Origin of the sequence: Bacillus sp. OTU2372 (assembly GCF_038440275.1) — a bacterium.
Lineage (GTDB): Bacteria > Bacillota > Bacilli > Bacillales > Cytobacillaceae > Neobacillus > Neobacillus bataviensis_B.
Map to the genome: position 1 here is coordinate 320,107 of NZ_JASATK010000002.1, position 26,998 is coordinate 347,104.

General features: G+C 40.0%; 32 protein-coding genes. 10 read left to right on the top strand and 22 right to left on the bottom strand.

Annotated elements, in window-relative coordinates; all coding sequences use genetic code 11:
- Positions 1-200: 200 nt before the first annotated feature.
- Complete coding sequence (locus tag AAHB15_RS06460; RefSeq protein ID WP_098530859.1) at positions 201-380, bottom strand: hypothetical protein; 180 nt, start codon at positions 378-380, stop codon at positions 201-203.
- A gap of 99 nt (positions 381-479) precedes the next feature.
- Entirely contained in the window at positions 480-776 is a 297-nt protein-coding gene (locus AAHB15_RS06465; protein WP_098530860.1) for a phospholipase, read from the bottom strand.
- 147 nt (positions 777-923) lie between these two features.
- Here AAHB15_RS06465 and AAHB15_RS06470 point away from each other — a divergent pair, with 147 nt between their 5' ends.
- Positions 924-1,193, top strand: a complete 270-nt coding sequence (locus AAHB15_RS06470) for an ATP-binding protein (RefSeq protein ID WP_335571541.1) — start codon at positions 924-926, stop codon at positions 1,191-1,193.
- 89 nt (positions 1,194-1,282) lie between these two features.
- Here AAHB15_RS06470 and AAHB15_RS06475 read toward each other — a convergent pair whose 3' ends face one another.
- Both AAHB15_RS06475 and AAHB15_RS06480 read right to left on the bottom strand, forming a co-directional pair.
- Positions 1,283-1,891, bottom strand: a complete 609-nt coding sequence (locus tag AAHB15_RS06475) for a flavin reductase family protein (protein WP_342042131.1) — start codon at positions 1,889-1,891, stop codon at positions 1,283-1,285.
- A 135-nt stretch (positions 1,892-2,026) separates the two neighbouring features.
- Positions 2,027-3,067 carry a GGDEF domain-containing protein gene (locus AAHB15_RS06480; RefSeq protein ID WP_335571526.1) on the bottom strand — a complete coding sequence of 347 codons (1,041 nt, stop codon included), beginning with the start codon at positions 3,065-3,067 and terminating at the stop codon, positions 2,027-2,029.
- 323 nt (positions 3,068-3,390) lie between these two features.
- On the opposite strand from AAHB15_RS06480, the gene AAHB15_RS06485 reads away from it, so the two are divergent.
- Complete coding sequence (locus AAHB15_RS06485; RefSeq protein ID WP_335571525.1) at positions 3,391-4,374, top strand: DUF3231 family protein; 984 nt, start codon at positions 3,391-3,393, stop codon at positions 4,372-4,374.
- A 158-nt stretch (positions 4,375-4,532) separates the two neighbouring features.
- Here the strand turns inward: AAHB15_RS06485 and AAHB15_RS06490 are convergent, their stop codons facing one another.
- The 13 genes from AAHB15_RS06490 to AAHB15_RS06550 all read right to left on the bottom strand — a co-directional run bounded on the left by AAHB15_RS06490 (position 4,533) and on the right by AAHB15_RS06550 (position 15,538).
- Positions 4,533-5,912 (bottom strand): tetratricopeptide repeat protein, encoded by a 1,380-nt coding sequence (locus AAHB15_RS06490; protein ID WP_335571524.1) that lies wholly within the window; start codon positions 5,910-5,912, stop codon positions 4,533-4,535.
- 176 nt (positions 5,913-6,088) lie between these two features.
- A complete protein-coding gene (locus tag AAHB15_RS06495) occupies positions 6,089-7,159 on the bottom strand; it encodes a sulfate/molybdate ABC transporter ATP-binding protein (RefSeq protein ID WP_335571523.1) in 1,071 nt (356 codons plus the stop codon).
- A complete protein-coding gene (cysW, locus tag AAHB15_RS06500; RefSeq protein ID WP_335571522.1) occupies positions 7,160-8,047 on the bottom strand; it encodes a sulfate ABC transporter permease subunit CysW in 888 nt (295 codons plus the stop codon).
- Between the two features lie 17 nt (positions 8,048-8,064).
- A complete protein-coding gene (cysT, locus tag AAHB15_RS06505) occupies positions 8,065-8,886 on the bottom strand; it encodes a sulfate ABC transporter permease subunit CysT (protein ID WP_335571521.1) in 822 nt (273 codons plus the stop codon).
- Positions 8,887-8,939: 53 nt separating this feature from the next.
- Positions 8,940-10,022, bottom strand: coding sequence for a sulfate ABC transporter substrate-binding protein (locus tag AAHB15_RS06510; RefSeq protein WP_335571520.1), 1,083 nt, complete (start codon positions 10,020-10,022; stop codon positions 8,940-8,942).
- Between the two features lie 138 nt (positions 10,023-10,160).
- Positions 10,161-10,331, bottom strand: a complete 171-nt coding sequence (locus AAHB15_RS06515; protein ID WP_144563432.1) for a YezD family protein — start codon at positions 10,329-10,331, stop codon at positions 10,161-10,163.
- Positions 10,332-10,651: 320 nt separating this feature from the next.
- A complete protein-coding gene (locus AAHB15_RS06520; RefSeq protein ID WP_335571519.1) occupies positions 10,652-11,170 on the bottom strand; it encodes a GNAT family N-acetyltransferase in 519 nt (172 codons plus the stop codon).
- Positions 11,171-11,382: 212 nt separating this feature from the next.
- Complete coding sequence (locus AAHB15_RS06525; protein ID WP_335571518.1) at positions 11,383-11,808, bottom strand: DUF4395 domain-containing protein; 426 nt, start codon at positions 11,806-11,808, stop codon at positions 11,383-11,385.
- A gap of 231 nt (positions 11,809-12,039) precedes the next feature.
- A complete protein-coding gene (locus AAHB15_RS06530; RefSeq protein WP_342042010.1) occupies positions 12,040-12,495 on the bottom strand; it encodes a DUF2269 family protein in 456 nt (151 codons plus the stop codon).
- A gap of 45 nt (positions 12,496-12,540) precedes the next feature.
- Positions 12,541-13,080, bottom strand: coding sequence for an HD domain-containing protein (locus AAHB15_RS06535; RefSeq protein WP_335571517.1), 540 nt, complete (start codon positions 13,078-13,080; stop codon positions 12,541-12,543).
- A gap of 90 nt (positions 13,081-13,170) precedes the next feature.
- On the bottom strand, positions 13,171-14,418 hold the full coding sequence (locus AAHB15_RS06540; protein WP_335571516.1) for an MFS transporter: 1,248 nt from the start codon (positions 14,416-14,418) through the stop codon (positions 13,171-13,173).
- A gap of 264 nt (positions 14,419-14,682) precedes the next feature.
- On the bottom strand, positions 14,683-14,865 hold the full coding sequence (locus AAHB15_RS06545; protein ID WP_335571515.1) for a hypothetical protein: 183 nt from the start codon (positions 14,863-14,865) through the stop codon (positions 14,683-14,685).
- Between the two features lie 142 nt (positions 14,866-15,007).
- A complete protein-coding gene (locus AAHB15_RS06550) occupies positions 15,008-15,538 on the bottom strand; it encodes a GNAT family N-acetyltransferase (RefSeq protein ID WP_335571514.1) in 531 nt (176 codons plus the stop codon).
- Positions 15,539-15,630: 92 nt separating this feature from the next.
- Between AAHB15_RS06550 and AAHB15_RS06555 the strand changes: the two genes are divergently transcribed.
- Entirely contained in the window at positions 15,631-15,966 is a 336-nt protein-coding gene (locus AAHB15_RS06555; protein WP_420491076.1) for a YqzG/YhdC family protein, read from the top strand.
- Positions 15,967-16,161: 195 nt separating this feature from the next.
- On the opposite strand, the gene AAHB15_RS06560 is transcribed toward AAHB15_RS06555, so the two are convergent.
- From AAHB15_RS06560 to AAHB15_RS06580, 5 genes are all read right to left on the bottom strand, one after another.
- Positions 16,162-16,713 (bottom strand): uridine kinase family protein, encoded by a 552-nt coding sequence (locus AAHB15_RS06560; protein ID WP_335571537.1) that lies wholly within the window; start codon positions 16,711-16,713, stop codon positions 16,162-16,164.
- 73 nt (positions 16,714-16,786) lie between these two features.
- Positions 16,787-17,488: an MOSC domain-containing protein gene (locus AAHB15_RS06565; RefSeq protein ID WP_335571513.1), complete on the bottom strand. Its 702-nt coding sequence runs from the start codon at positions 17,486-17,488 to the stop codon at positions 16,787-16,789.
- Positions 17,489-17,490: 2 nt separating this feature from the next.
- Entirely contained in the window at positions 17,491-17,985 is a 495-nt protein-coding gene (locus AAHB15_RS06570) for an HIT family protein (RefSeq protein ID WP_335571512.1), read from the bottom strand.
- Between the two features lie 90 nt (positions 17,986-18,075).
- Complete coding sequence (locus AAHB15_RS06575; protein ID WP_335571511.1) at positions 18,076-18,945, bottom strand: pentapeptide repeat-containing protein; 870 nt, start codon at positions 18,943-18,945, stop codon at positions 18,076-18,078.
- Positions 18,946-19,208: 263 nt separating this feature from the next.
- Entirely contained in the window at positions 19,209-19,907 is a 699-nt protein-coding gene (locus tag AAHB15_RS06580; protein WP_335571510.1) for a hypothetical protein, read from the bottom strand.
- Between the two features lie 307 nt (positions 19,908-20,214).
- Between AAHB15_RS06580 and AAHB15_RS06585 the strand changes: the two genes are divergently transcribed.
- The 7 genes from AAHB15_RS06585 to AAHB15_RS06615 all read left to right on the top strand — a co-directional run bounded on the left by AAHB15_RS06585 (position 20,215) and on the right by AAHB15_RS06615 (position 26,953).
- Positions 20,215-20,964: a DeoR/GlpR family DNA-binding transcription regulator gene (locus tag AAHB15_RS06585; protein ID WP_335571509.1), complete on the top strand. Its 750-nt coding sequence runs from the start codon at positions 20,215-20,217 to the stop codon at positions 20,962-20,964.
- The gene (gene pfkB / locus AAHB15_RS06590) at positions 20,961-21,878 is read left to right on the top strand and encodes a 1-phosphofructokinase (protein WP_144563461.1); all 918 of its coding nucleotides are present in this window, start codon (positions 20,961-20,963) and stop codon (positions 21,876-21,878) included. The genes AAHB15_RS06585 and pfkB overlap by 4 nt, the downstream gene beginning before the upstream one ends.
- Positions 21,879-21,890: 12 nt before the next feature.
- Positions 21,891-23,765 carry a PTS fructose transporter subunit IIABC gene (locus tag AAHB15_RS06595; RefSeq protein ID WP_144563463.1) on the top strand — a complete coding sequence of 625 codons (1,875 nt, stop codon included), beginning with the start codon at positions 21,891-21,893 and terminating at the stop codon, positions 23,763-23,765.
- Between the two features lie 158 nt (positions 23,766-23,923).
- Positions 23,924-24,646, top strand: coding sequence for an ABC transporter ATP-binding protein (locus tag AAHB15_RS06600; RefSeq protein ID WP_335571508.1), 723 nt, complete (start codon positions 23,924-23,926; stop codon positions 24,644-24,646).
- Positions 24,643-25,749, top strand: a complete 1,107-nt coding sequence (locus AAHB15_RS06605) for an ABC transporter permease (protein WP_342042012.1) — start codon at positions 24,643-24,645, stop codon at positions 25,747-25,749. Before AAHB15_RS06600 ends, AAHB15_RS06605 begins: the two co-directional genes overlap by 4 nt.
- A gap of 11 nt (positions 25,750-25,760) precedes the next feature.
- Complete coding sequence (locus AAHB15_RS06610) at positions 25,761-26,411, top strand: TetR/AcrR family transcriptional regulator (protein ID WP_335571506.1); 651 nt, start codon at positions 25,761-25,763, stop codon at positions 26,409-26,411.
- Between the two features lie 62 nt (positions 26,412-26,473).
- The gene (locus AAHB15_RS06615) at positions 26,474-26,953 is read left to right on the top strand and encodes a GyrI-like domain-containing protein (protein ID WP_335571505.1); all 480 of its coding nucleotides are present in this window, start codon (positions 26,474-26,476) and stop codon (positions 26,951-26,953) included.
- Positions 26,954-26,998 lie beyond the last annotated feature (45 nt).

Sequence of the window (26,998 nt, forward strand, 5' to 3'; positions counted from 1 at the left end):
CCTATATTTGTTTTTTATTGCAAAAATATCATATCACGGTAAAAGCATCCGCATAATTGGGAAAAAAGTGAGGAGAAAGGGGGTCAACTCCTGTCGATTCTTGAAATTCTATTAAAAATCCCAACGCTCATATTTGCAAGCGTTGGGAAAATTAATAAACCTCTATTCTCATGACGTGAAAATCCAAGTTGATTTCTTGACTATTTCTTCTTTGCTAAGATGATCTTTTCCATGCTTTTATTAATCAAATGATTTCCCGCTACAAAGACAGCAATACATATGATGACAGACCATAAACCTAAACGGCTTAAATAAATATTTCCAATAAAAATAATCACCAGCAGCCATCCACATTTAAGGAACCAATAGAGGAAGTGCATGAACTCCATCCTTTCACAAACACTTTATCATTATATTCTCTGAAACCACTTGAATTTTCAATCAAACAGCTTTCACAACTTACCATGCTTTTATCCACTTTACAGCCAATTCTTCCTGCCGCAGGTAAAGGCAGTTCTTACTTTCATAAAATCATACATCAGTGCAGCCTTTCTGCCTTTTTCCGTATTGGGATTCATCTTTGGACGAAGACACTCCATAAATTGCGTATCACATTGGCAGGATGATAATCCGCGGCTCAAGCAGTAATCATGTTTTTGACAGCAGGCATCTACATCATTTATCGGTGCTCCAGGGCCGCTGCAGCCAGGTCCGCACCACTTATATCCAGGAAAAATACAGAATGAAAAGGGACTCCTTCTCCTCTTACTTTGCATTGTAACACCTCCCTAACCTCTTTCTATTAGGGTATGAAAATTTAATTTGGATGAAATAGCCAAAATCCCTATTCAGTTAGTAGGAATATTAAACTTTTCTATTATCAGATAATAAGATATTTGATATAACTAACAAGGTATTTTGGGATACCCTATGGCGGGAATTTATCCATCCGTATAGATAAACAATCAGATAACTGTCGGATAACTGTTACCGATAACGGGGTTGGTATGAGGGAGGATCAAATTTCACAAGCGTTTAATCCATTCTTTACTTCAAAAAAAGCCGGGTCAGGTCTTGGATTAACGGTGTGCAAGCGGATCATAGATTCCTACGGAGGAGAAATTAAGATAAAAAGTAACCCAAACCAAGGGACACAAGTCGAAATACTTCTGCCATTAGTTTCACAATCATAGCTTCAGTTTTTAAAGAATTGGTACTTACTAAAAACGCTCAGAGTTAAATCCTCTGAGCGTTCCTGTTTCTTATGGTATTGGCAGTTAGACTACTGAGGTCTTTCGATTTCAAAAATCTCGCCGATTTTCGCATAATTATTACCCGCCAGGCGGCTTACCGCAGCTAAGCCTTTCGGGCCGATTCGTCCACTTTCATAAAGGTCACTTTCAATATGGTATTGAACAATTCTACCGATGATAAGATCACATCCTGGAGAATCCTCCCCGCCTATTTCCAAGGAATGCTCTAATCTACACTCCATTCTGATTTTAGCTTCCATAACACCTGGTGTAGAGACCTTTACGCTTTTTACAGGAGTTAATTGCGCTAGTTCAATTTCACTTTGATCTGGCGGGAGGCTGGCCGCTGTTTTATTGATTAATTCAACATTATGTTCATCGACAATATGCACAACAAATTCTTTTAAGTCTATTATATTTCTAGCTGTATCCTTTTGTCTTCCTCCTGAGCGTTGAATAGCTAACGATATCAAAGGAGGATTGGCCGATACAATATTAAAATAACTAAAGGGTGCGCCATTCAAAACACCCTCTTTCGACAAGGATGTTACGAATGCGATTGGTCTAGGTATAATACTTCCAATTAGAAATTTATAATTTTCTCTTTCGGTATTTTTAGATGGGTCTATTGAAATCATCATTAAGCCCTCTCCTCGCTATGGGTCTAGTGTAGATCCAATTTTATTATAGCGGTATTTACCAATTTTATGCGAATTAGAGTTTAATTAATACCAAAAAAGTCCCCAAAACAAACTGCCCGGGGACATAATTATTTAACTTACACTGCTTACTTTATTTCGGCCGCGATGCTTGGATTGGTACAATCCCTCGTCAACGCGGCTTAATAATGAATCAATCGTGTCATCCGGCAAAAATTCTGTAACGCCAAAGCTAGCTGTTAATCTTCCAACAACTTGGAAATCATGCGTGGCAACCGTTTCTCGTAAAAGTTCCGCTAGGTTAATAGCTCCCTGCCCTGTCACAGTAGGAAGGATAATAAATTCTTCTCCGCCCCATCGGCCAAACCATTCTCTAGCTGCAAGGTTACTTTGGATTAAATCAGCTAGCTCAATTAATATAGCATCCCCAGCTTTATGGCCATACTGATCATTAATCATTTTAAAATGATCAATATCGAAAAAGATCACGGAAAATGTGATATTCATTTCTTTAGAATCTTTTAATTTTTGTTCAAACCATCCGTCGATTTGATGACGGTTAGCAATTCCAGTTAATGAATCTAAATAGGCATGCCTTTTAAACAGTTGGGCTTCAGCATATACTTTAAAAATGTGCTGGGCATAATAAAGAACGACGATATAAACAAAATTTGCGAAATAGTATTGAAATAAAGAATCCATTGATTCAGTTGAGAGCCTGTTAAAATAAGTAAGACCATCTACCAGAGTAAGCAGAAAGATAAAAATAGAGAAGGTAAGCCCTTTCTTCACTCCTAATGTTAAGAAGATAAATACGATATAAATGGGCATCCAAACAATAAAGTCTCCTAGTGAGCCTCCGCTTGGGAGCAAATAATGAGCAACCGTGTCAAAAAAAGTAACAATATGGTAGACCGTTATTAAAGCTAAACATGAATACTCTATAAACTTAACCCAACGCCTTTTGATTAATAATACCCAGCTCAAAAACAGCCAAATGGTGAGGGCGTTGTTAATGATAAAATTTATTTTATATTCGTTATATCCATTTTGCATGACGGTATTTAAGATAAGAGCGATTACAATTAACGGAACAATCCAGAGATATACACCTCTCTTAAGATCGGCAAGTGAGTCAAACTGTTTTTTCTTCAAATGATCATCTCCCTAACTAATCAGCAATGATTAGTCCAGCCCAAGAGTTCTTTAAAACTGATATCTGCTTGTCACCATTCCTTACATTTACAGTCTGTACATTCTTAATTTTAAATGAAATGGTCCGGTTTTGATATAGGCTTTATACCATTTGTATTGGAGCATTTTGACTATTTCATGATATTTTTATTCCATCAAATCTTCTACCGCGGATAAATTATCCCTTCTTTTAGAAATAATTGGTTCCAATGCAGATCCATGCATAACAAATGGACCTAAAGCGAAATATATGTAATATTTGAATGGGATTTTTAGGAGGAATTATGGAATTTAAACCAACAGCGGGAGAGATTTCGAATTTGTGGCAGTTTATTATTGCCAATCAAGCTCACCTTTGTTTATTAGAATATTGGGATCATCACGCAGAGGATGAAGATTTAAAACGGATCCTAGAGCAATCAAAAAAAATAGCTTCTCAAATCGTTGATGATGGCCTTACATTATATAAAAGAGCAGGGTTTGCCCCTCCCCTTGGATTCAGTCTGAAGAGTGACGTGACACAAGAGGTACCTCGGCTGATGTCTGATAAGCTAATACTTTTTGTTCTTCATGTACTTTCCGAGTATGGTATATATGGGTACGGGTTAACCTTGGGAAAAACAGATTATCCGGAAGTTTTGGCCTTTTTTGAGACATGTCTCAAAAACTCAACAGATCTTTATAGGATGATTACGGAAATTATTCATAAAAAGGGATACGGACATCAGCCTGTTTACATACCAGTAGTAAAAGAGCCAGAAATGATTGAGCATCATTCTTTTATGTCAGGCTGGTGGGGTGACCAACGTCAACTTAGTGGGATTGAAATCGATAACCTTATTTTTAGCCTGCGAGGTGTAATCCTTGCGAAAACAATGTTAATGATATTTTCACAAATCGCTAAGGACCCTAAGGTTAAAAAATATTGCCGTAGAGGCAAAAATATAGCAGGAAAAAGGGTAGAAAGGTTTCAGTCCTTTAACACAGCGGAAAACCTCCCATTTCAAGCAACGTTTGAATCCGAGATTACGGATTCTTCCATTTCTCCTTTTTCCGATCGTCTAATAATGTTTGAAGTCCTATCACTCACACAAATTGCCATCGCTAGATATGGAAATGCCTTGAGCTTTGTCGTAAGAAGAGATTTGAGCAGTTTGTTCGGATTCTTAATTGTGGAAACCGGCACGTTTCTTGACGATGGGTTAAACTTAATGATTGAGTATAAATGGATGGAACAACCCCCAATGGCTACCCATAGAATAAAATAAAGCGGATATCTTCAAGAAAAACCACAATATGAATTAATTGAAAATGCCGAACATGCTTATCCCTTTTTCCACAAACGGGTACCTGATATGCTGTCAAGCCTTTATTCGGACCTATAAAAATGGCGTCGAACAACTAAACTAGTGTTCGACGCCTCTTTTTATCCTAAATGTTGATTCGAAGGTAAATGGTTCAATATTTGCTGATAGGCCGCCGCTTCCTTTACTAGTCCTTTAAATTGATACATTTTACTAATCTTGCGGATGGGCGAAGGGTTCTGTGGCTGCAGCTCCATCTCCCAAGCGAAACAATCGATTGCTTTGTCATATTGTTTAAACTCCGCATAATAGTCGCCTAAAGTCATCATCCGATCAGGATCCTCTACTAAGGCTGCCATTTCCTTTATTTTTCGAATAACCTCTGATGTTGGGAATACGACCTGAAACGCTAAGAGCTTCTCCTCAACAGAAGGAAGATCATACAAATCAAGCAGCTTAACCGACAATTGAAATAATTTCTCCTCCCATTGGTGATGGGGATGGTTATCAGGCAGATGCTTCAATGCAAGAATCCATTCCTTAATATGTGCTAAGACAAAGTCTGGGTCAGACTTTTCCCAAATCCGTTCTAGCATGTCATCATAAGCCGATGACAGGTCTTCAATAAATGGGAATAAGCACAGAGCAGCTTTCTCCACCCTCCCAGCCTGCAGCATTTTTTCTAGTGTGGGTTTTGCCTCAAGTAAGTTACTAAATGGATTAATATGGATCTGACTTAAGAGGAGTATCCAGTCTTCCATAGTGATAAATTGTAAGGCTATTTCTGTATATTTTTCCACTTTGCCGGCATCCGGGAGTTCTAACCACAGCATTAAGGCAACTAAACCATCTTGTTTTTTTAGAAGAAATTCTCTCTCCTTTTGTTGGGAACGATGTCTAAAACAGTGTAATTCCACAAATAGTGGGTCTTTTTCATAGAGAGAGGGTAAATCCTTGGAATGATAAATTAGGTGATAGGGATTGAATTCATGTGAATCCAAGCGTTCCTTTGCAGATTTTAATGATGGAGAGAAATCATGTAAGAGTTGTACGACTTGAAAGGATTTTAAAAATTTGCCGCTTCTTTTAAAGTGAAAATAGACTTTATCTAATAGGGTGATTAGCTGTTCTTTTTCATAAAAGGCGTCAAGTGTTGTGGCAATAAAGGCAACTTCCTGAAGCGGAAAATGGAGTTGCAGGTGGGAGAAAAGTTTACTCTTCGCAGGGATCGTAACGGATAGATGAGGCATTAGTGCTGCTAAGACTGGATGGGAAGAATCAAGAACGATTCCCTCGGTAAAGACCTTTTGAATAAATGTACCTTCTACGATATGATCAAGCTTAGCTCCATAAACTAAGGTGTTTTTATAATAGATTAGATACCATTTTTCGTCATTCTCGGTTAAAACCTCGATTACCTTGCTCCTTGCAAAAACCGCTCCACGGGCAAGTGTCCCTTTTAAAGTATGTTTTTTATCTTTGATCGAAATTTCATTAACCATTGCATTCGTCCCCTTCCTCACATGACAACTGGTTCTTACCTAAAGTATACCATAAGTTTGAAAAGGGGATGTTGAAACGGCAATCTGTAAAAAAGGGATCTCACCAACACAGAGCTGCCATTTTTAACAAAAATAAAAGGGCCTACTTCTTTTATGAAGTAAAGCCCAGCTTTAACTTATATGGAATAATCTTCGGGGATAAACACTTTTAACTGCTTTGGTTTTACATATACTTCTTCACCTGTTTTTAGGTCGAGACTTCGAAAATGTTCCTTGGTTAATTCAGCTTCTAAATAGTCGCCGGTATCTTTTCGAATTAATTCAACCTGGACCACTGCACCAATTTGATGGATATAGTTCACTTTTGCGGTTGCATAATCCTGCCTGTATTCTCGTTTGATACTAATATCATGCGGTCTGGCATACCCAACGGCTTCAGTATTAATAGTCTCAGCAAACTCAGGAGCATCGACTTCAAACTCCCCATGCTGCAACTTTCCATTATGCAAACGGCCTTTAAATAAATTCACATTCCCTAAGAAGTGGTAGACAAACGGACTATTAGGCTGTTCGTATACTTCCTCCGGCGTTCCAATCTGTTCAATTCTCCCCTCGTTCATCACCACAATCCGGTCGGCCACATCTAGAGCCTCCTCCTGATCATGGGTCACAAATATACTCGTAATTTGATAATCATCATGTAGCCTTCTAAGCCAACGGCGGAGATCTTTTCGTACCTTCGCATCCAAAGCCCCAAACGGTTCATCTAACAAAAGCACCTTTGGCTCGACGGCTAACGCTCTGGCGAGGGCGACACGCTGCCGTTGTCCTCCTGATAAGTGGGAAGGATAACGATTGGCAAAAGCCTCTAGTTTTACTAGTTTCAATAATTCATTGACCTTTTCCTTTATTTCACTTTTAGAGGGTCTATTTTTTCGCGGACGGACCTTTAAGCCGTACGCAATATTATCGAAAACAGTCATGTGGCGGAATAAGGCATAGTGTTGAAATACAAAGCCCACTTTGCGCTCTTTGGCACTCAATAGAGTAATATCTTCATCGCCAAACAGGATGACACCCTGGCTCGCTTCTTCAAGGCCTGCAATAATTCTTAATAGAGAGGTTTTCCCTGATCCAGAAGGGCCGAGGAGTGCAACGAGTTCTCCAGTTTGAATGTCTAGATTAATATGTTCAAGGGCTTGAAAGCTGCCGAACGATTTAGAGATGTTATTAATTTGAATGCTCATTTATGCTTCCCCCTCAACTGGTGCCATGGACTTATTTGCTTTCCACTCAATGATATTTTTTACAATTAACGTGATAATGGCGAACAGCGACATTAAAGATGCGACGGCAAATGCTGCCGAAAATTGATATTCATTATATAAAATTTCAATGTGAAGCGGCATCGTGTTGGTCATACCGCGGATATGTCCGGAGACAACCGATACTGCACCAAATTCTCCGATGGTACGGGCGGTACAAAGAATGACTCCATATAGTAAGCCCCATTTCATATTCGGCAGGGTGACCAGCCAGAACGTTTTCCAGCCGCTTGCCCCTAACGTCATCGATGCCTCTTCATCGGCTGTTCCCTGTGTCTGCATTAACGGAATTAATTCTCGGGCTACAAAAGGCAAGGTAATTAACAAAGTGGCAATCACAATTCCCGGAACAGCAAAGATGATTTTTATATCATGTGCCTGAAGCCAAGGACCAAACAATCCGTGACTACTGAATAACAAAACAAACACCAGACCTGCAATAACAGGTGAAATCGCAAACGGCAGGTCAATAATTGTAATCAACAGACTTTTTCCTTTAAAGTTAAACTTGGTGATCGCCCATGCTGCCGCAACACCAAAAATAGCATTAAGCGGTACGGCTATCACAGCGACTAACAAGGTTAATTTGATTGCCGATATCGCATCTGGACTGCTGATGGCTTCAATAAATACAGCGCTGCCTTTATCAAAGGCTTTAATAAAAATAGCCACGAGTGGTAAAACCAGAAACAAACCTAAGAATCCGATCGCTAATGTAATCAATACATAACGAACCCAACGCGGTTCAGCTTCCTTACTGGATTTCTGTATCTGTGGACTTGAGTATGGAAATGGAACATGTCCGGACATTATTTACACCCCATTATTTAAATAAATTTTCGATTGGTCCACCATTGTAATAAGTTAATAACCAATAGCATGAAAAAGGAAAAGACAAGCATAACGGCGGCGATGGCGGTTGCTCCCGCATAGTCATATTGTTCTAGCTTTGTCATAATTAGCAGTGGGGTAATTTCTGTTTTCATCGGCATATTACCAGCAATAAACACCACAGAACCATATTCCCCCAGCGACCTGGCGAATGCTAAGGCAAAGCCAGTCAGCGCCGCTGGCATCAGTTCAGGAAAGACCACTTTAATGAAAGTTTGAAGCCGGTTTGCACCTAAACTAGCTGAGGCTTCTTCCACTTCCTTATCCACGTTTTGTAAAACAGGCTGTACCGTTCGAACCACAAAGGGTAAGCCGATAAACATCAAGGCCACTGTAACGCCGAGCGATGTGAACGCCACTTTAAAGCTTAAAAATTGGCCAACCCAGCCATTTTCCGTATATAAGGTTGTTAAGGCAATACCTGCAATTGCAGTTGGCAAGGCAAAAGGCAAGTCTACGAGCCCATCTATGATCCGTTTGCCCGGAAATCGGTATCGCACAAGCACCCAAGCAATTAAAACTCCAAAAATAACATTAATCGCTGCCGCCAATATAGATGCACCGACGCTTAACTTATAAGATGCAACAACCCTTGGCTCTGAAATAGTTTGCCAGATTTTCTGCCAAGGGGCAGTCGCTGAATTGATAAAAATCATCGATAATGGCAAGATGACAAGAATGCTAATGTAGGTCATCGTAAACCCTAGCGACAGTCCGAAACCCGGCAATACGCCGGTTCGTTTCTTAAATAAACCCATGAGGTTGACCCCTTCCAATTTAGATACAAAGGGAGCACGAATGCCCCCTTTTCTTATTTAGGCTGATAGATTTGGTCGAATGTCCCTCCATCATTAAAATGTTTTTCCTGCGCTTTTTTCCAGCCGCCGAAATAATCATCAATGGTAACCATCTTAATTTCTGGGAAAACATTTGCATATTTTTTCAAAATTTCTTCGTTACGTGGTCGGTAGTAATTTTTCGCAATAATTTCCTGCCCTTTATCAGAGTAGAGATATTTTAGATAAGCCTCAGCTACATCTCTCGTACCCTTCTTATCTACTACTTTATCAACGACAGCCACAGGCGGTTCAGCGAGAATACTAAGCGATGGATTTACGACTTCAAACTTATCTTTTCCTAACTCATTCAGGGTAAGATAGGCTTCATTCTCCCAAGCAATTAAGACATCACCAATACCGCGTTCAACAAAGGTTGTTGTAGATCCGCGTGCTCCAGAATCTAGTACTTCGACATTTTTATATAGCTGACTCATAAAATTCTTGATTTTCGTTTCATCGTTACCGTATTTTTCTTGAGCATATGCCCAAGCTGCTAAGTAATTCCATCTCGCACCACCGGATGTTTTTGGATTCGGAGTGATGACCGAAACTCCTTTTTTCGTTAAATCATCCCAATCTTTTATCCCTTTCGGATTTCCTTTCCTAACCAAGAAAACAATGGTAGATGTATACGGAGTAGAATTATCATCTAGTTTCTTTTGCCAATCCGCAGAAAGTAATTGCCCTTTGTCAGCAATTTCGTCAATATCGTACGCCAATGCCAACGTCACAACATCTGCTTCTAGTCCATCAATAACAGCACGTCCTTGTTTTCCTGAACCGCCATGTGATTGTTGAATGGTTACCTGCTGGCCTTCTTTCTTTTCCCAGTATTGGGCGAATTCCTTATTGTACTCTTCATATAACTCCCTTGTCGGATCGTAAGAAACGTTTAATAACTGAACAGGGTCCTTTTTTTTGGTTGTTTCTGAGTTTGAGGCTTCCTCTTTTTTTGTTGATGTTTGCGTGCTAGACTTTTCTGTGCTGCTGCATCCGGCTAAAATAAGTGCCATTAACGTAAGGACAAGTGTCAATTTGTATAAATGCTTTTTCATTTTGATTCCCCCTTTTGATATAAAAAAGCTGCCTAATTTCTATCAAAACCTAAGAATGGATGCGCCTATTCTTTTAGGCAGCAAAAGCCCTAAGGATATGTAAAATTAAGCAGCCTTCAGTTGACTGATCGGCTAGTCTTATACTCTTTGGTTTTTAGCAGTAGAACGTCTTGCTTCAAAACGTGTTTTTTCCGTCTTGTCTATTTGTGTTATCGCTCCATCGTGTATCGTGATGATTACCGATCCATACTCGATATTTTTTAATGCCTCTAATATTACTTTCGTTCTCTCTTGATCCAATGCAGCCATTCGATCACTCTCCCACTTTATTTAATTCACTAATATCACATCAAAATACTTGGTTTTATGGATAAAAAATTTTAAAGGTACATTTGATTGACTACAATGTGGGCTGCATTTACTAATTGGATAGGTCATTGGGTGATCTCTCCTTTCTTTGTACACAAAAAGGCCTATACTCTTATTGTAGGAGTATAAGCCTTTGGTTGACCAATCAGCTTACTTTTTTAGTTTATATGGGCTTGAATTATCTTTATTTTATTCTGACTTTTCCGAGGTGTCAAGTGGGTTTTGAGATAATTTTACTAAATTATTAAAATATTTTAATTTTAAAATAGATTTTCTTTATCAATGCTGAGTCGGTATGCTTTGACTATGATACCGTCATTGGCAGGTACAAAGTCGTATTGTGGGATACGTTCAAATCCTAGCCGTTCATATAATCTCATTGCACCTGTCATAAATTCTCCGGTATGCAAACCGACCGCCTGGCAGCCTTTTGCTTTTGCCCTGACGATACATTCAGAAATCAGCCTCGTTGCAATCCCTTTACCTTGAGCGTCAGGAGCAACGGCAAGCATTCGGATTTCAGGATAATCCAGCTTCTCCACATTGCCTTCGTAAGCATCTATTTTAGCTGGGTATAACACCACACTGCCGACGATCGTCCCGTTTAAATCTGCTACGATCTTTTCAATATCAGGACTGGAATCCGCATCGGAAGAAATCGCTTTTTTCAAAGCTCTCCAATGACCTTCTGGAATGCTTTTTGCATGTATTTCATATGCTTTTATCCTTTGTTCCCGAATCAGCGGTAATTCCTTTACTACAGCATCACGTATAATCATTATCACTTAAACTCCTATTCTGTTTTCTCACATTTTATTAAAAATTTTTCAGACCTATTACTTAAATTTTCCAGCCCAAGCTTAATTTTAGGGGGTCCAACTTTTATCAGTCAACAAAAATATTTGATTATAAAAAATATTGAGAATTAATGTGCTTTACTTAAATAAAAAAGCCCTTGAACCTATCAGGAGCTTTTGAGGAATTACAAAGATTAATGAATGGAACGTCTATATTTATATTGCTTCCATTGATAATGGATAAAGCAACCGATACAAAAGCCTAGAATGGCTACAAATGCTGCCACTGCAACTAAAATAGTAAAAATATAACCCAACGTATTCCATCCCGCCCAAAAGCTAATAAAGCCTATTGCTAAACACGAGACGGCAATCTTCTGATTAAACTGCTGCTGCTCCCAATCTTCAGGAATATAAGCCTTAGGATCCTTCTTTAAAAATTGCTTTGCAAGCTGCATAATCGGATTAAATCCAAATAAAAGTCCGCTTAAACCTGAAAGAAGCGGTATTAATAAAAGCCACTCTATACCAGATACCCATGTTAAGACCACACTTAGAACAATAACCCATTGGTTTGTTTTAACAAGCGGACGAGGAATTGAACGTATATTGTCAGCCATCCAAAATACCTACCTTTCTGATTGGAATTCTATGGATAATATTTAATACAGTTTAACCTGAATTTAATTTTTTGTATAGTTAAACGGCCCTTCAACTAACAAAATCGTGTGCAAGCGTATGGTCTGTTATACCAAGACGTTTCAATACCAGTAGAACATTATCAACAATTACTAATTTTTTAGTCAAAAAAAGAAAGGCAGGCACTGTTATCTTTGCCATACCTTTCTTAATTAAAATGGTTTTAAGATCATAAGCGCGATAATGATAATGAAAATCACGTTTTCTAAGTATTCATAACGAAATAAGATCTTCGATAAACTCCAATACTCCTCAGGTATTTCCTCACCTTGATGTTCGGCCAACAATGCTTTTACAGGTTTTGACCTTGGTGATAATACGAGTGGTCCTATCGCAAGTGCAGCTAGAAATAAAATCAAACTTGTCACATACCATCCCATTCGAAACAGACTAGGATTTAGAAAGCCCATTGTTAGACCTGTTATCAGAAGCAGAGTACCGCCTGCCATGACAAAAATATGAAGTTTGTGTCGGAGCCTATATGAATGTCTTAATTCAGTCATGTTATTTCCTGATTTAACAACTGTTGTTAAGATCAAACCCGGTCCCATACCGATGATAGCGGAAAAAATATGAATAACCACGATTATTTTGTAGAATGATATCACTGCTAAAGCCTCCGTTCCGATTCCAATGATCCCATTCTACCATATTTATTTCTTAAATAAGTTGTGGACTGCTTTTTCCAATTCCTCTACTAATGGAAAGGAGTCTTGTGATTTCAGACTATCTACAATATGGTTATAGTACCATTCTTGCTTTTCCTTTCCTGCATTAAATTTACTCCAGATTTCATCCCCAATCCGTTGATAATCATTGGAGATAGAACGAATATTATGTAATTTGTCAGCACAAGCAACTGTGCGAATATCACTGGGAGCTCTCTTAAGGTATTCTATCGTATGCAATTTGCGCTGATCCCACGATAAGGATTTGTCCGGTTCAGAGCATCCTTCCACAATTTCTGCAATCTCGGCGCCAAATTCATGTTCAATCTCCACCAACGTAAGGTCAGTGTCTTCTACCGTATCATGGAGAATTCCGGCTGCAATTAGTATATCGTTATAACCAGCCTTCATTAAGATCATCCCTACCGCAACCGGATGAGTTATATAGGGAATATCGCTTCCTTTTCTGCGTTGATTTGCATGGGCTTTGGCTGCGATTTGCAGCGCTTTTTCAATGACATCCATATCTGAATCCTCCTTCTATCAGTCCTAATTTTACCAATTAAAAGAAAAATGTAAAAGGAGCTTGGTTGTCCAAGCTCCTCAAATTATTAATTAAGCTTCTTTACTTTTTTCCAATACAGTAGACCCCTTGAATAAAGGAACTAGAAAAAGGACTCCGACCACAAAAAGCAGTGCTGTTGTTTCATACATCGAAACTAGTGAAAAAGTCTTCTTCAACCACCCGCTTGTTGTCATTGTAATCACCATACAACCCATGAATATCGGGTTTAGTATCCCATTAACCCGGCCAATAAAAGCTGCATCGGTATTCTTTAAAATCATGGTATTAATTCCAATATGAACACAAGGCATAAACAAACCGCTGATAAATTGAGCGGTCAAGGTCAACCAAAACATATCGGAAAGCCCCATTACCAAAAAGCCAAGGGCACTGACACCCATACCAATCGCAAGCAAAATCTGCGGTGGTGTCTTTTTCGTGAAGCCGACTGTAAGGCCTCCACCCAAAATCATTCCGATTCCAAATGCCGCCATCAGCCATTGCAGCTGCTCTTTCGGCAAACCAAGCTGTTCAGTTACGAGAAATACAGCTAACGGCTGCGTAAGCCCCAACGCCAAGCCCGCTGCCGCAAAACAACCGCCAAGCAATGTAAGGGAACGGCTCTGCCAGACATATTTGAATCCAGCCTTCATCTCTTCAAGTAACGTCGTAGCTTCTGCCTTTTCTTCTACTTCATAATCTGATGGCAGTAAGAATAAAATCCCAGCGGAAAGTAAAAAAGCTACTCCCATGATGGCAATCGCCACATCGATTCCAAAACGTTGGTAAACAAACGTGCCAAGCACCGGGCCAACGATCATAAACAAAGCAAAGATGGTTTGGTAAATGGACATCCCCATTTGGATAAGTTCTTCTTTTACATGAAGTTTAAAAAGCTTCATACCGGCAGGCTGTGAAAACTGTGATAAGATCGACGATACCAATGTCGCAAAAAAGATAACCTTCCAGCCGCCAAAGAATAACGCGAGCAGGACCACAAAAATGGAAACAGCACTTAGAAAATCACACCATATCATCGTCATTTTCGGTTTCCAGCGATCAGCAAAGGTCCCGCCGATAAAAGAAAACAGAAAGATGGGAGCAAACTCCGCTACTGAAATCAATGATACAGCGACTGGGTCTTCATTTGTCTTTTCTACTACATATAACAGGATGGAGTAGTTTCGCACCCAAACCCCAATTTGAAGAAAGAACGTTGAGAGCAATAACGTCTGAATTACTTTATTTCGAAATAATGAACCAATTGAAACATTTGCATTTGTATTTGCTTGTTCCATAAAAAAACCTCCTTATCCAACAATCTGGACAGGAGGCAATACAGGGCATAAAACGGCCAAGCACTTGTTCACTTCGCCCTGCTTATTAAAAAAGCCCGCACTAATCCTATCCAGAATATGTTCCGTTTATCTGAATTTTTTCCAAAAAATAGGATTAGTCAATCATCGGACTTTAAGTCACCCTTTCGTTATAACGTATGTTTATCTTACTTTAATTCCTATTAAGAATCAAGGGACTTTTGTAACTTTTTGGAATTCTCTTTCTTACTCGTGATCAAGCTCCTCTGTAAGGTGTTTCGAGCTAAGGTTAAACTCTGTATAGTTATTAACATTAGGACTGTTATTTAAAATTTGGTGTGCATCCCACTGTGCCTTTAACGGTTGAATGTAATGTTCTGGTACAACAACCCCTCTTTTTTTCAAATGTGAATAAATGCTTTCAGTCATACTCAACGACCCCTTCCCTGTTCATTAAGAAGTGACATACTTGCTCCTCTATATAATTATACTATCTAAACCACATATATGATAACGCTTTCATTATTTTTTAATAAAAGAAAACAACGGTCATCTTGCAGCATGAACGTTGTTAATCGTTTAGATTAATACTATCCTTATCTAAATGTAATACCATATAAGCATCATCATAATATTTTCCGCCTATTTTTAAAGCATTCTTCTCTAATCCAAATTCCTGAAAGCCAAGTTTGCTATATAGCTGTTTTGCATGTTGATTACTGGAGGTTACGTTCAAATTAATTTGTTCGACTTCTTCGATGTCCTTTGCTTTATTGATGGCAGCGGTCATCAAGGCCATCCCTACGCCTAGTCCCCGCTTGCTTGGGGTGACATACATGGCAAAAATGTTTGCCCGATGGCGAATTTTCATCCGTTCCTCTTGAAGAAGAGTGACAACACCAATTAGTTCATCATGTTCAAATGCTCCAAAAGTGAAGTTCCCTTTTGCCGTAAAGTTTCGGGCTGCTTGTTCCACAGCATTTTCCCTTTTAACTGATTCCTCATAGCTAGTTAAAAAGGCCTCGGGATGGTTCTTTAATGCTTCTAGTCGTAATGCCCAGTAGGTTTCAGCATCGGGTGGGGTTAATAAGCGGATTTCCAAATTTGCTTTCTCCTTTCTATATTGCGTCTTTCAATTTTTTCCAACATAAGTTATAGCCCGAAATGTAATGCTAAAGAAAAAGGGGTAATAATGTGAAAAAACTTCTATTCAGTTTGATTATTACGTTTATTTCTATAGATATGGGATTATGTCAGTTCCCCCATATGGCTGCCGCTCAGCAAAAACCGATTCCGCCATATGCCAAATGGGGTACATTAGCAATGAAGAAGACCCAAGAAAGGTATCCACAAGCAAAAATTATCGATTATCTTCATGTAGGGAGAGTAACAGGTCCCAAATCCACCACAGAAAAATTTAAACTCTGGTTAAGAGATAACAAGAGAGAATTTGGTGTCTTTGTGGATATCGAATTTAACCCTGCGACTAACCAAGTCATTCATATCTCCTTTAGAGAAACAACTAGGTAACAAAGGGAAATTGAAAATTTGTCCCTCCTTAAGAATTGTGGTCAATAACTCTGATTGACTACCCTAGGGGCTCTTTTTCCACTCACTCGGTCGTCAATAAGGGCTATTGGCTACCTTGGGGCTCTTTTTTCCCTTTCTTCGGTCGTCAATAAGGGGCCATTAGTTTCCTGAGTCCTCTCTTTCCCCATGCCCCGGTCATTCAACCACAAGATCTGCTCGGTCTTGTGGCCGGTGCTCCTTTACATAAAGATCCTCCGCAACCATCCAATTATTTTCCCAGATATCACGTGCAGACTCCCCATCCCGTTCAAGACCTCTAGCCAGTCGTTTTTCGCGCGGGCAATCAACCCAAATCGTAAAATCATAATAACCGGCTAATTCATTTCTGGAGGAATATACACCTTCAATAATGACGATACTTCCAATTGGGACATCATGCCATTCCGCTAATTGGTCTGAATCCCAATCATAGCGCTGATAACGGGCAGGCCGCTCCTGACTGATTGGTTCAATTACTTGTTTCAAAACACGCTGCCAATCTACATCAGCACCAATCGGTTTTTGGATTGGCGGTCTTTGAATGATTTGTTTTCTTGGAAAATAAAAATCATCCATATGGACAATGGTTACATTTGGCCTTTTTTCCGATAATAGTTTGGCTAAAGTACTTTTACCTGAACCGCCGCAGCCATCAATCGCGATTAAAAGGGTTGATTGTTTACTTGGAAGGTTAGGAACAGAATTTATCCATTGTTCAAATGAAGGGAATTCCCCCTTTTTCACCTTAAACTCCACGATAAAATCCTCCTTTTTGTTACGGTCAATCGTTCGGACCAAACACACGATTTCGAATGTCTGGTGTCTCTCGTTTCTCAACACGCTGCTGTAAAGTTTCTCTCATCCCTGGGGCCAGAAACTCACAGGCGGCAAGTTCCTGCATTTTTTCAAAATCTTGTTTTTGACCATGGAGGATTTCATTGCATTTCTGGATGGTCCATTGAGGGCAAGGCCGTTCCAATAAGGTGAACGTTTGGCCTTCCTCCACTAGACCTTCTTTTAACACACGAAAGTACCAGCCAGTTCGGCCTGTGTTTTGTAATAACAAAGCTAACGTTTTCGTTTTGAACCGGCGGGCAGGCTTCCAGCAGGGCTGCCGTGGCTGCGAAACTTGAACAACGGCCTCGCCAATTTGAAAGGTATCACCAATTGAAATGGAGTCTTCTTTTACATGCTCGACTATAAAGTTTTCTCCCATTCCTCCTATGGAAATATCGGTAATGTTGTGTTCATTTTGCCAGTATGTATAATGCTCGGAGGAATAAGCAAACACGGCTTTCTCCGGTCCGCCATGATTTTTCTGATCATATTGGCCATCGCCCGTTAAACCTGTTTTTCCAACCCAGACCGCTCCTTGGACAGGTTCTTTAAAAATAGCACTCGTCCACTCACGTTCCATCGGTTGATTGGCCTCTTTTTTCCCAACTGTTTTTGGCAAGCCTGCATAAGCTTTTTTTAGCAGCATCTCTATTCCCTCTCTTCCCGTAATGCATTTGTCAGCATCCTGATCGATTTGATTACCTCGTTCACATTTTCTTGATCATTCATTTCATTTCTAGCATGGCGTAAAACTGGCCTTAGAGACTCTACAGAACGGCCAAAATCGTTCATCCATTCATACCGTGGAACCATCCACGTGTGGAAATGGTGGGTCGTATCCTCATTATAAAAATAATAAACATGTTCGATGCCTAGTACTTCTCTTTGCGCTTTTCTTATTTTTGTTAATAGGTTAATATAATCAATTTTCTCTACTTCCGTTAATTCATCAAAACCATAAATATGCCGTTTTGACGCTAAAATGATTAATCCTTTAATGGGGTAGGCGACATCCTGATGCGCGTGAAAGTGCTCCGTCTCAATGACAACTCCACCATCAGGTTCCACCATTCCGCTCGTTATTGCACAGCTTAAACATTCAGCCTCAACGGTGGTTCCGTTTGATAACGTTATTTTTCTCATTGCTTCCCCCTTTGCTCTGGAGCTTATCTTTTTTTAGTATAAAAGGAATGGGTCAAAAAAGGAATTAAAAGGTAAATAAAAAGAACTTACTTAGAGTTCTTTTGGATCTTGCTTTGTTTTTGGACTCCCCCAGTGGATTGGATGGGTAAGTGATGGAGGCAGCTTAGTCTGGGTATCTCCCTTGGCAGCATTGATTTGAGCTTGAGTGAGGAAAATACTCCCTGCCAGGTCAGCTCCGCTAAGATTGGCATCGCGGAGGTCCGCTCCAATAAAGTCGGCTTTTCTTAGGTCCGCTTCCCTTAGATCTGCAGCTATCAGGTAGGCCCCTCTTAAATTAGCTCCTCTCAAGTCGGCTTTTCTCAATTTCGCACCGATTAAACCGGTTCCTCGGGGTATCTTCTGTTTTGGTCGTGAATCGGCGCGGACGAGTTCACTAGTTTTTAAAAGCAATGTATTTATTTCCGCTCTGTGTGCCGGTACATCGAGTTGCGTAAGCTCGCCGGGACTGAGAAGTGTCAGCTTTTCTGTTTGTTCGATGGCTTGACGGAGTTCTATGTGGATGGATGCTGTCGCTTTTAATAATAGGGCTTCTGTTAGGTACCAAAGCATTTCATGAAGCTGCTGCATGATTGGGAATACTTTATACATCTCTTTGGCTGTTTCAGTGTGATTGCGCCAGTCCTTTCCTTGAAATGTGACTTGCGAAACTTTTTGTCCTGCCCCGAAACATTCATAGACTGTACAACCTTTAAATCCTTTTTGTCTTAAGTTTTGATGGATCCCGCAGCGAAAGTCTGATTGTAGATTCGGGCATGGTGTTCCACCGTTTTTGTTTAATGCGAAGTCCGCAGAAGCAGCAAACGGCAAGGCAACACAGCATAAACCGAAGCAGTCTTCGCACTTGGCGTGAAGATGCTCATGGCCGCGGTTATCATGTGAGAAAACCGTGTGATTAGACAATATGTTCACTTCCTTTCTATTTCCTTTTACTATAAAACAAAATGGAGGGATGTGGGAGTGGTTTTTTACTAGTGATAATGATCGGGAATTCTTTAGTTAGTTGAGGGATTAAATGGTTCGATTGGACACAGGTTAATAGATTTATTGGTAAATTGTCTTAATTGGGCAAACTCTAATCTGTATTTTTGTCTTTAAGCCTTACAATCAGTCCACAAAAAAACACACAAGCAATACAAACACTTGTGTAATACAAAATACCATTTTTACTCTTTATCCCTCGCCGGAGCAGCACCAACCAAATCTCTAACTGCCTTCCTCCATACCAAATACCCGTACTCCATTGTCGACAACGTCAGCCCCATCCAGGCAAATAGATACGATCCTGGATAAAACTCATATGTACCCTGTTGGACAGGCTCCTCATCTTTCTCTTTCTCCCTCTCAGCCCGGCCAGCAGCTATTTTTTCATCAGGAGGACTTTCAATCGTATCCAAAGACACAGCTGCCACCTTCTCCGAATCCTCTACTTCCTTACCTTCTACTAATTCAGGAGCATCGACAACTTCTATAGCAGTGGCCAACATATCCTCATCTGATACAGGAGCTTTCTCTTCAAAAGTTTCAGCCACACTAGTATTTCCATCCGGAAGCAGCGCCTCCACATGCCCCCCAGACATCGACTTTATAGCCTCCGTTATAACCTTTGCTATCTCTTCTTTCGAAAAAACCTTGATGGAGATCCAGCCGCGTGGATCCACCTGATAACCGTGTTCCTTAATTGTTTCCTCTGACATATATTTTCCGATCACGTAACCATTTCCACTTGGATGTAATTGGGTGGCCAAAACCTGTCCCTTTTGAACACTCTCAGGATAAACAAAGCTCACCTTTCCATTACCGTTCTTCTTTTCCTTCAACTTAAATGAATGAAAAATAGCCTTTTTTTCCTCAAAAGATAACACTCCAATGACTCCCTTCCAAAATACCTATGATTTTATATCTAAAAACAGGTAAAACTAGTAAAGAAACAGCCATCAACTTCAAAGTAAAATTTACCAATGTCAACATTATTATACCAGATAAATGGGACTGGGACTTAATTTCTTCCTATTTAAAAGGGTTAAATCCCATTTTAAAATTAAGTCAAAATGGTGAATGCTTTTGATTGGTAAAGAATGTTTATGAAAGTTTTTGGTTGATTTTTATCAAAAAAAACAGTAAGATAAAACCACAAACAAGTTTTGAAAGCGTTTTTAGGAGGCAAATAGGATGTTAGAACCTGAACGCCATCAAATTATTCTAGAAGCATTAAAGAAAAAAAATACCGTTAAGCTGCAAGAACTAGTCGAGCTTACGAATTCATCAGAATCAACCATTCGCCGGGACCTCACTCAGCTAGAAGATGGCAAATTTCTTAAAAGAGTCCATGGTGGTGCGGCCAGACTTCAAGGAAAGCTGCAAGAACCCAGCATGACAGAGAAATCATCCAAAAACCTTCAAGCTAAGCGGGGAATAGCTCAATACGCGGGAAGCTTAGTAGAAGAAGGAGATTGTATCTATCTAGATGCAGGATCCACCATTTTTGAAATGATTCCTTTTCTTCCTAGTAATATTGTCGTAGTAACAAACGGCCTTATGCATGCAAATGAGCTTCTCGACAGAAATATAAAAACATTTTTATTAGGAGGCTATATCAAGCCCACCACAAAAGCCATGGTTGGCCGCGGTGCACTTGAGAGTCTGGAACAGTATCGTTTTGATAAATGCTTTATGGGCGTAAATGGAATACACACCCAACTAGGTTATACCACTCCTGATCAAGAAGAGGCCATGATAAAACAACAAGCTATTAACCTAGCTCGTGAAGCCTATGTTTTAGCAGATGAGTCCAAGTTCTCTGAAATTGCATTTGCGAAAATAGCCGGACTTCACGAAGCGACGATCTTAACAAATGAGCTTGACCCTGATACGAAGGAGCAGTATTCCAGTAAGACAAAAATAAAGGTGGTTACTTCATGATTTACACATTAACTCTAAATCCATCACTCGATTATATCGTTGAACTAGAACAAGTCACTTTAGGTGGATTAAACAGAACAAAAAAAGAAACTAAATTGCCTGGCGGTAAAGGGATTAACGTATCACAAGTTTTAAAAAGACTAGATATAACTAACAAAGCCCTAGGATTCATCGGCGGCTTTACAGGCGATTATCTTGAAAACTACTTAAAGTCACTTGAAATTAACACTGATTTTGTCAGGGTTGATGGAGATACCAGAATCAATGTAAAAGTAAAGTCTGACTCAGAAACGGAAATCAATGCATCCGGTCCTAACCTTACGAAAGAAAACTTCGAAGCATTGAAGCAAAAAATTCATGAGCTAACAAGCGAGGATATCCTTGTTTTGGCGGGAAGCATTCCTTCCACAATGCCAACGAACACATATGAACAGCTCGCTGAGATTTGTAATGAAAAAAGCATTAAATTTGTCGTAGATGCTGAAGGAGACTTATTAAAAAAGGTGATTCCATTGCAGCCTTTCTTAATAAAGCCTAATCATCACGAACTCGGTGACCTTTTTGGTACAACACTCTCTACTTGTGAAGAAGTCATTCCATATGGAAGAGAACTTATCAAGCAAGGTGCACAAAATGTCATCGTCTCACTTGCAGGTGAAGGTGCCGTCCTTATTAACAAGGACAAAGCGATCATCGCCACAGTTCCAAAAGGAGAAGTCAAAAGCTCTGTTGGTGCCGGTGATTCAATGGTAGCAGGATTTCTAGCAACCTATGAAAAAACAAAAGCAATTGAAGAGGCCTTCCGCTTCAGCGTTGCCTCAGGAAGTGCAACTGCCTTTTCAATCGGGCTTTGTACACCTGAAAAAATTGAAAGTTTACTTCCGCAAGTAAAGCTCGAAACAAAATTATTCTAAAGGAGAATGACTATGAAGATAACAGAGCTTTTAACAAAAAATACAATCCACTTAAACATAAAAGGAACACAAAAATTAGATGTTGTTGAAGAGTTAGTGTCTGTATTGGATAATGCCGGCAAATTAGCTGACAAAGCCGAATATAGAAAGGCTATTATCGCAAGAGAAGAACAAAGCACAACTGGTATCGGTGAGGGAATTGCCATTCCTCATGCTAAAACAAAAGCAGTTAAACAAGCTGCGATTGCTTTTGGTCGATCAACGGGCGGCGTAAACTATGAATCTCTTGATGGACAGCCTGCCCACCTTTTCTTTATGATTGCTGCAACTGAAGGTGCGAACAATACTCACTTAGAAGCACTGTCAAGATTATCTACGATTTTATTAAATGAAGAAGTTCGCAAGCAGCTGCTTGCAGCAAAAACTGAAGATGAAGTGTTAGATATCATCAACAAGTATGATCAAGAAGATGAAGAAGAAACACAGTCAATGACTGGGAAAAGTCAGTTTATTGTGGCAGTTACTGCCTGCCCAACTGGAATTGCCCACACGTATATGGCAGCTGATTCCTTAAAGGCGAAAGCAAAGGAAATGGGTGTTGACATTAAAGTCGAAACCAATGGTTCAGGTGGAGCGAAAAACGTGCTGACAGCGGAAGAAATTGAAAACGCTGTGGCGGTTATCGTCGCTGCTGATAAAACAGTAGAAATGGCCCGCTTCAACGGCAAGCACGTGATTGAAACAGCGGTAGCGAACGGAATTCGCAAGCCGAAGGAATTAATTGAAAAAGCGTTAAAGCAGGATGCACCGATTTATCATGGTAATGGTTCTGCTGCTAGCAGCGAGAGCGGAAATCAAGGCAGAGGCGTTGGTGCAACAATTTATAAGCACTTAATGAACGGTGTATCCAACATGCTTCCCTTCGTTGTCGGCGGTGGTATTTTAATCGCCATCTGTTTCATGTTTGGTTTTAATGCCTTCAAGCCGGATGATCCAACTTATAATCCGATTGCTGAAGCACTTATGACGATCGGCGGCGGTAATGCCTTTGCTCTAATGGTTCCTGTACTTGCTGGTTTCATCGCCATGAGTATTGCTGATCGTCCTGGATTTGCAGCTGGTATGGTTGGCGGTATGCTTGCGAATGCCGGCGGCGCTGGTTTCCTAGGCGGACTTATCGCAGGTTTTCTTGCTGGTTATTTAGTAGTTGGTTTGAAGAAAGTATTAACTTTTATGCCAGCGTCCCTTGAAGGTATTAAAACGATTTTATTATATCCATTATTAGGTATTGCTTTAACAGGATTTATCATGTTGTTTGTTGTCAATAAACCTGTCGGTGCTCTAAACCAAGCTATTTCTCACTGGTTATCAAATCTTGGAACTGGAAATGCCGTGTTACTTGGAGTTATCCTTGGTGCGATGATGTCCTTTGATATGGGAGGACCAATCAATAAGGCAGCATACGTATTCGGTACTGGATTGTTAGCAAATGGTGTGTATGAGCCAATGGCTGCCATTATGGCTGCTGGTATGGTTCCTCCACTAGGTATCGCCATCGCAACGACTATATTCAAGAAGAAATTCAGCCAGCAAGATCGTGAAGCTGGTAAAGTAAACTACATTATGGGATTATCTTTTATCACTGAAGGTGCGATTCCGTTTGCAGCAGCCGATCCACTTCGCGTTATCCCTTCTGTAATGGCGGGTTCTGCTGTAGCTGGTGCTTTATCAATGATGTTCCATATCGGCCTTCGCGCTCCTCACGGCGGAGTATTCGTAATGCCACTTGTTAGCGGCAACTGGTTATTGTACTTATTATCAGTTGTAATTGGAGCAATTGTTTCAGCTGTCCTGCTTGGTATCTTGAAAAAGCCTGTAACAGAATAAACTATTCAAAGCACGATTTCCATTCGGGGAATCGTGCTTTTTTCATACCCACCATCAAATTATTGAACTTTTTCAAAACACAATTGACCTTATACTTTTTGCTGCTTTATAATAAAAGTGAGTAATCACTCATTTTCATTCCCGAAGGGGGTTTATCAATGTCAGCATCTATCGTGTTGAAAGATGTTAGTAAAAGTTTTGGAAAAAAAGAAGTTTTGCATAATATTAATCTTTCAGTCGAGCCAGGTAAAATCTATGGTCTAATTGGGCCCTCTGGTTCTGGCAAAACAACGCTAGTAAAAATGATTGTCGGTATGGACCGACCCACTAAAGGTGAAGTACAGGTATTAAATACAAAAGTCCCTAACCTGCACCTATTGCAAAAAATTGGCTATATGGCCCAAGCCGATGCTCTATACACCGACTTGACTGGTGAGGAAAATTTAGCTTTCTTCGCTTCACTGTTTAAATTAAAAAATGGAGCGCAAAAAGAACGCATTGCCTATGCTGCCGATTTAGTCAATCTTACATCCGATTTAAAAAAGAAGGTTCAAGACTACTCTGGCGGCATGAAACGCAGGTTATCATTAGCTGTTGCCCTCGTCCAAGACCCGCAAGTTCTTGTATTAGATGAACCAACAGTCGGAATCGATCCCGAACTGCGCCTTTCGATTTGGGCTGAAATCAACCGTTTAAAGCTAGAAGGCAAAACCATTTTAGTCACAACCCATGTAATGGACGAAGCGGAAAAATGTGATTATCTGGCTATGGTTCGAGACGGAGAAATCTTAACGAGCGGCTCGCCGCATGAATTAAAAACACAATATGGAATTGCAACATTAGAAGAGGTATTTCTAAAGGCTGGAGGCGTTAAAAAATGAGGATTTTTGCCTTAGTTAAACGAATTATCCATCAAATGCTCCGCGATAAACGGGCGCTTGCTTTGATGATGGTTGCCCCCTTATTAATTCTTACCCTTCTCCATTACCTGCTAGGAAGTAATACGGTCGATCCTAGAATTGGGGTTACCGGAGCAGATGCTTCCCTTGTAAAACAGTTAAAAAGTAAGGATATCATCGTCAAACAATATAACAACCGTTCCAACTGGAACCCTGTTATGGATCGAGATGATTTAGATGCTATTCTTCAAGTGAATAATAATGATATCAAACTAACACTTAAAAATGAGCAGCCTTCGGCCACTAAGGCCCTGTTAATCAAGGTCCAACAGGCATTCGCTGCGGAAAATGCAAAAAAACAATCAGCAAAAATGACCCAATTCCTTCAACAGATTCAGAGTAAGCTTCAAGGGGCACCAATAAACATCGAACTGGCTAAGGCTCCAAAAATTACAACGACATACATTTACGGTGATAAAGATACGACCTTTTTTGATCAGTTAAGTCCTATCTTAGTCGGTTTCTTTGTTTTCTTCTTTGTTTTTCTGATTTCTGGAATTGCTTTACTTCGGGAACGAACAACCGGAACACTGGACCGTTTACTAGCCACACCGATTCAACGAAGGGACATCGTTTTTGGTTACCTATCCGGGTACGGTTTATTTGCTATCATTCAAACTCTAATTGTCGTGATTTATTCAGTCAAAGTATTAGACATTATGCTGGTTGGTTCTTTTTGGAATGTGGTCATTATTAATCTGTGCTTAGCGCTCGTCGCTTTGTCCCTTGGTATCCTTTTATCGGCTTTTGCCAATTCCGAATTCCAAATGATGCAGTTTATTCCGATTGCGATTGTTCCTCAGGTCTTTTTTGCAGGGATTTTCCCATTCGAAGGTATGGCGGACTGGATGCAAGTAATTGCAAAAATTATGCCCCTATACTATGGCGGTGATGCTTTGGTTTCGGTTATGTATAAAGGTTTAGGTTTCAGTGATATTATCAAGGACCTACTTGTCTTGTTAGGATTTGCTCTTGTATTTATTATCCTAAATATAGTAGCTTTGAAGAAGTATCGAAAAATTTAAAGGAGTAAACCATGTTCGAACAAGAAGAAATGCTGATACAGCAGCTGTTTGATGAGGAAAAATTAACCGAGAAGCAAAGTAAAATACTTCTTGCAGCAATTGAATCGTTTTCCGAAAAAGGGTATGCCTCCACGTCCACAAGTGAAATTGCTAAAAAAGCTGGTGTAGCGGAAGGAACGATTTTCCGTCATTATAAAACTAAAAAGGATCTATTAATGGCAATTGTTGTTCCCATCATGGCAAAGGTGGTCGGCCCCTATATCGTCAATGATTTTGATAAAGTCTTAAACCAGCAGTACGACCGCGTCGAGGATTTTCTCAGGGCAACGATTGAGAACCGCAGGAACGTCTTAAAGAAACTTCTCCCTGTGGTTAAAATTATGCTTCAAGAGATCCCCTTTCAGCCGGAATTAAGGGACCAATTTATTGACTTGATTGCAAAAAACTTATTTGGCCGTGTTTCACATATAATTGAAGGGTATCAGCAAAAAGGGCAAATAATTGAAATGCCTGCCCTAAGCGTAGCCCGTCTCGTGATAACTAGTGTCATGGGCTACTTATTTTCACGTTATATTTTGTTCCCGGAAGCCCCGTGGGATGATGAATTGGAAACAGAGCGCACGATTCAGTTTATCATGCATGGACTAGGAAAGGGAGAATAGATCTTGGATTGATCCCCTCCCTAATTTCATAAATACAGTTTAATCTGAAAGGAGCAGAACAGGTGAATTATCGAATGGTAGAGCGTGAAAGTTTTCAAGTGGCGGGAATCAAGCGAGAGTTTTCATGTGTGAATGGTGAAAATCTAAGGGATATCCCTAAAATGTGGGAGGAAGTTCACGCCGATGGAACAAATGACTTGTTAGTTGAACTGAATAATGGTGAAATCAACGGGGTGGTGGGTGTTTGTGTAGACAAACATTATCAGCAGTCCGGATTAATGGATTACTGGATTGCAGCGGAATATGAAGGTCCCCAGCCGGAAGGTTTAGAGATACTTGATATTCCTGCGGCCAAGTGGGGAGTATTTGAAGTTCATGGTGCAATGCCAGACTCGATGCAGAATGCTTGGAAACAGATATTCTCAGAATGGTTTCCGTCTAATCATTATGAGCATGCAGCGGGTCCTGAGTTAGAAGTATATTCCGCGGGCGACCCTTGGAGCCCAGATTATTACTCTGAGATATGGATACCGCTAAAATAATACTAACTAAAAAAGCGATGCCGCTGTACGCATCGCTTTTTTTCA

Coding starts and splice junctions, on each gene's coding strand:
- AAHB15_RS06495 (WP_335571523.1), bottom strand. CDS start 7,159: ATGAGCATTCAAATTAATAACATCTCTAAATCGTTCGGCAGCTTTCAA.
- AAHB15_RS06595 (WP_144563463.1), top strand. CDS start 21,891: ATGAAGATAACAGAGCTTTTAACAAAAAATACAATCCACTTAAACATA.
- AAHB15_RS06585 (WP_335571509.1), top strand. CDS start 20,215: ATGTTAGAACCTGAACGCCATCAAATTATTCTAGAAGCATTAAAGAAA.
- AAHB15_RS06525 (WP_335571518.1), bottom strand. CDS start 11,808: ATGGCTGACAATATACGTTCAATTCCTCGTCCGCTTGTTAAAACAAAC.
- cysT (WP_335571521.1), bottom strand. CDS start 8,886: ATGGGTTTATTTAAGAAACGAACCGGCGTATTGCCGGGTTTCGGACTG.
- AAHB15_RS06570 (WP_335571512.1), bottom strand. CDS start 17,985: ATGAGAAAAATAACGTTATCAAACGGAACCACCGTTGAGGCTGAATGT.
- AAHB15_RS06520 (WP_335571519.1), bottom strand. CDS start 11,170: ATGATTATACGTGATGCTGTAGTAAAGGAATTACCGCTGATTCGGGAA.
- AAHB15_RS06460 (WP_098530859.1), bottom strand. CDS start 380: ATGCACTTCCTCTATTGGTTCCTTAAATGTGGATGGCTGCTGGTGATT.
- pfkB (WP_144563461.1), top strand. CDS start 20,961: ATGATTTACACATTAACTCTAAATCCATCACTCGATTATATCGTTGAA.
- AAHB15_RS06465 (WP_098530860.1), bottom strand. CDS start 776: ATGCAAAGTAAGAGGAGAAGGAGTCCCTTTTCATTCTGTATTTTTCCT.
- AAHB15_RS06510 (WP_335571520.1), bottom strand. CDS start 10,022: ATGAAAAAGCATTTATACAAATTGACACTTGTCCTTACGTTAATGGCA.
- cysW (WP_335571522.1), bottom strand. CDS start 8,047: ATGTCCGGACATGTTCCATTTCCATACTCAAGTCCACAGATACAGAAA.
- AAHB15_RS06515 (WP_144563432.1), bottom strand. CDS start 10,331: ATGGCTGCATTGGATCAAGAGAGAACGAAAGTAATATTAGAGGCATTA.
- AAHB15_RS06605 (WP_342042012.1), top strand. CDS start 24,643: ATGAGGATTTTTGCCTTAGTTAAACGAATTATCCATCAAATGCTCCGC.
- AAHB15_RS06545 (WP_335571515.1), bottom strand. CDS start 14,865: ATGACTGAAAGCATTTATTCACATTTGAAAAAAAGAGGGGTTGTTGTA.
- AAHB15_RS06565 (WP_335571513.1), bottom strand. CDS start 17,488: ATGCTGCTAAAAAAAGCTTATGCAGGCTTGCCAAAAACAGTTGGGAAA.
- AAHB15_RS06490 (WP_335571524.1), bottom strand. CDS start 5,912: ATGGTTAATGAAATTTCGATCAAAGATAAAAAACATACTTTAAAAGGG.
- AAHB15_RS06475 (WP_342042131.1), bottom strand. CDS start 1,891: ATGATTTCAATAGACCCATCTAAAAATACCGAAAGAGAAAATTATAAA.
- AAHB15_RS06485 (WP_335571525.1), top strand. CDS start 3,391: ATGGAATTTAAACCAACAGCGGGAGAGATTTCGAATTTGTGGCAGTTT.
- AAHB15_RS06600 (WP_335571508.1), top strand. CDS start 23,924: ATGTCAGCATCTATCGTGTTGAAAGATGTTAGTAAAAGTTTTGGAAAA.
- AAHB15_RS06540 (WP_335571516.1), bottom strand. CDS start 14,418: ATGGAACAAGCAAATACAAATGCAAATGTTTCAATTGGTTCATTATTT.
- AAHB15_RS06610 (WP_335571506.1), top strand. CDS start 25,761: ATGTTCGAACAAGAAGAAATGCTGATACAGCAGCTGTTTGATGAGGAA.
- AAHB15_RS06535 (WP_335571517.1), bottom strand. CDS start 13,080: ATGGATGTCATTGAAAAAGCGCTGCAAATCGCAGCCAAAGCCCATGCA.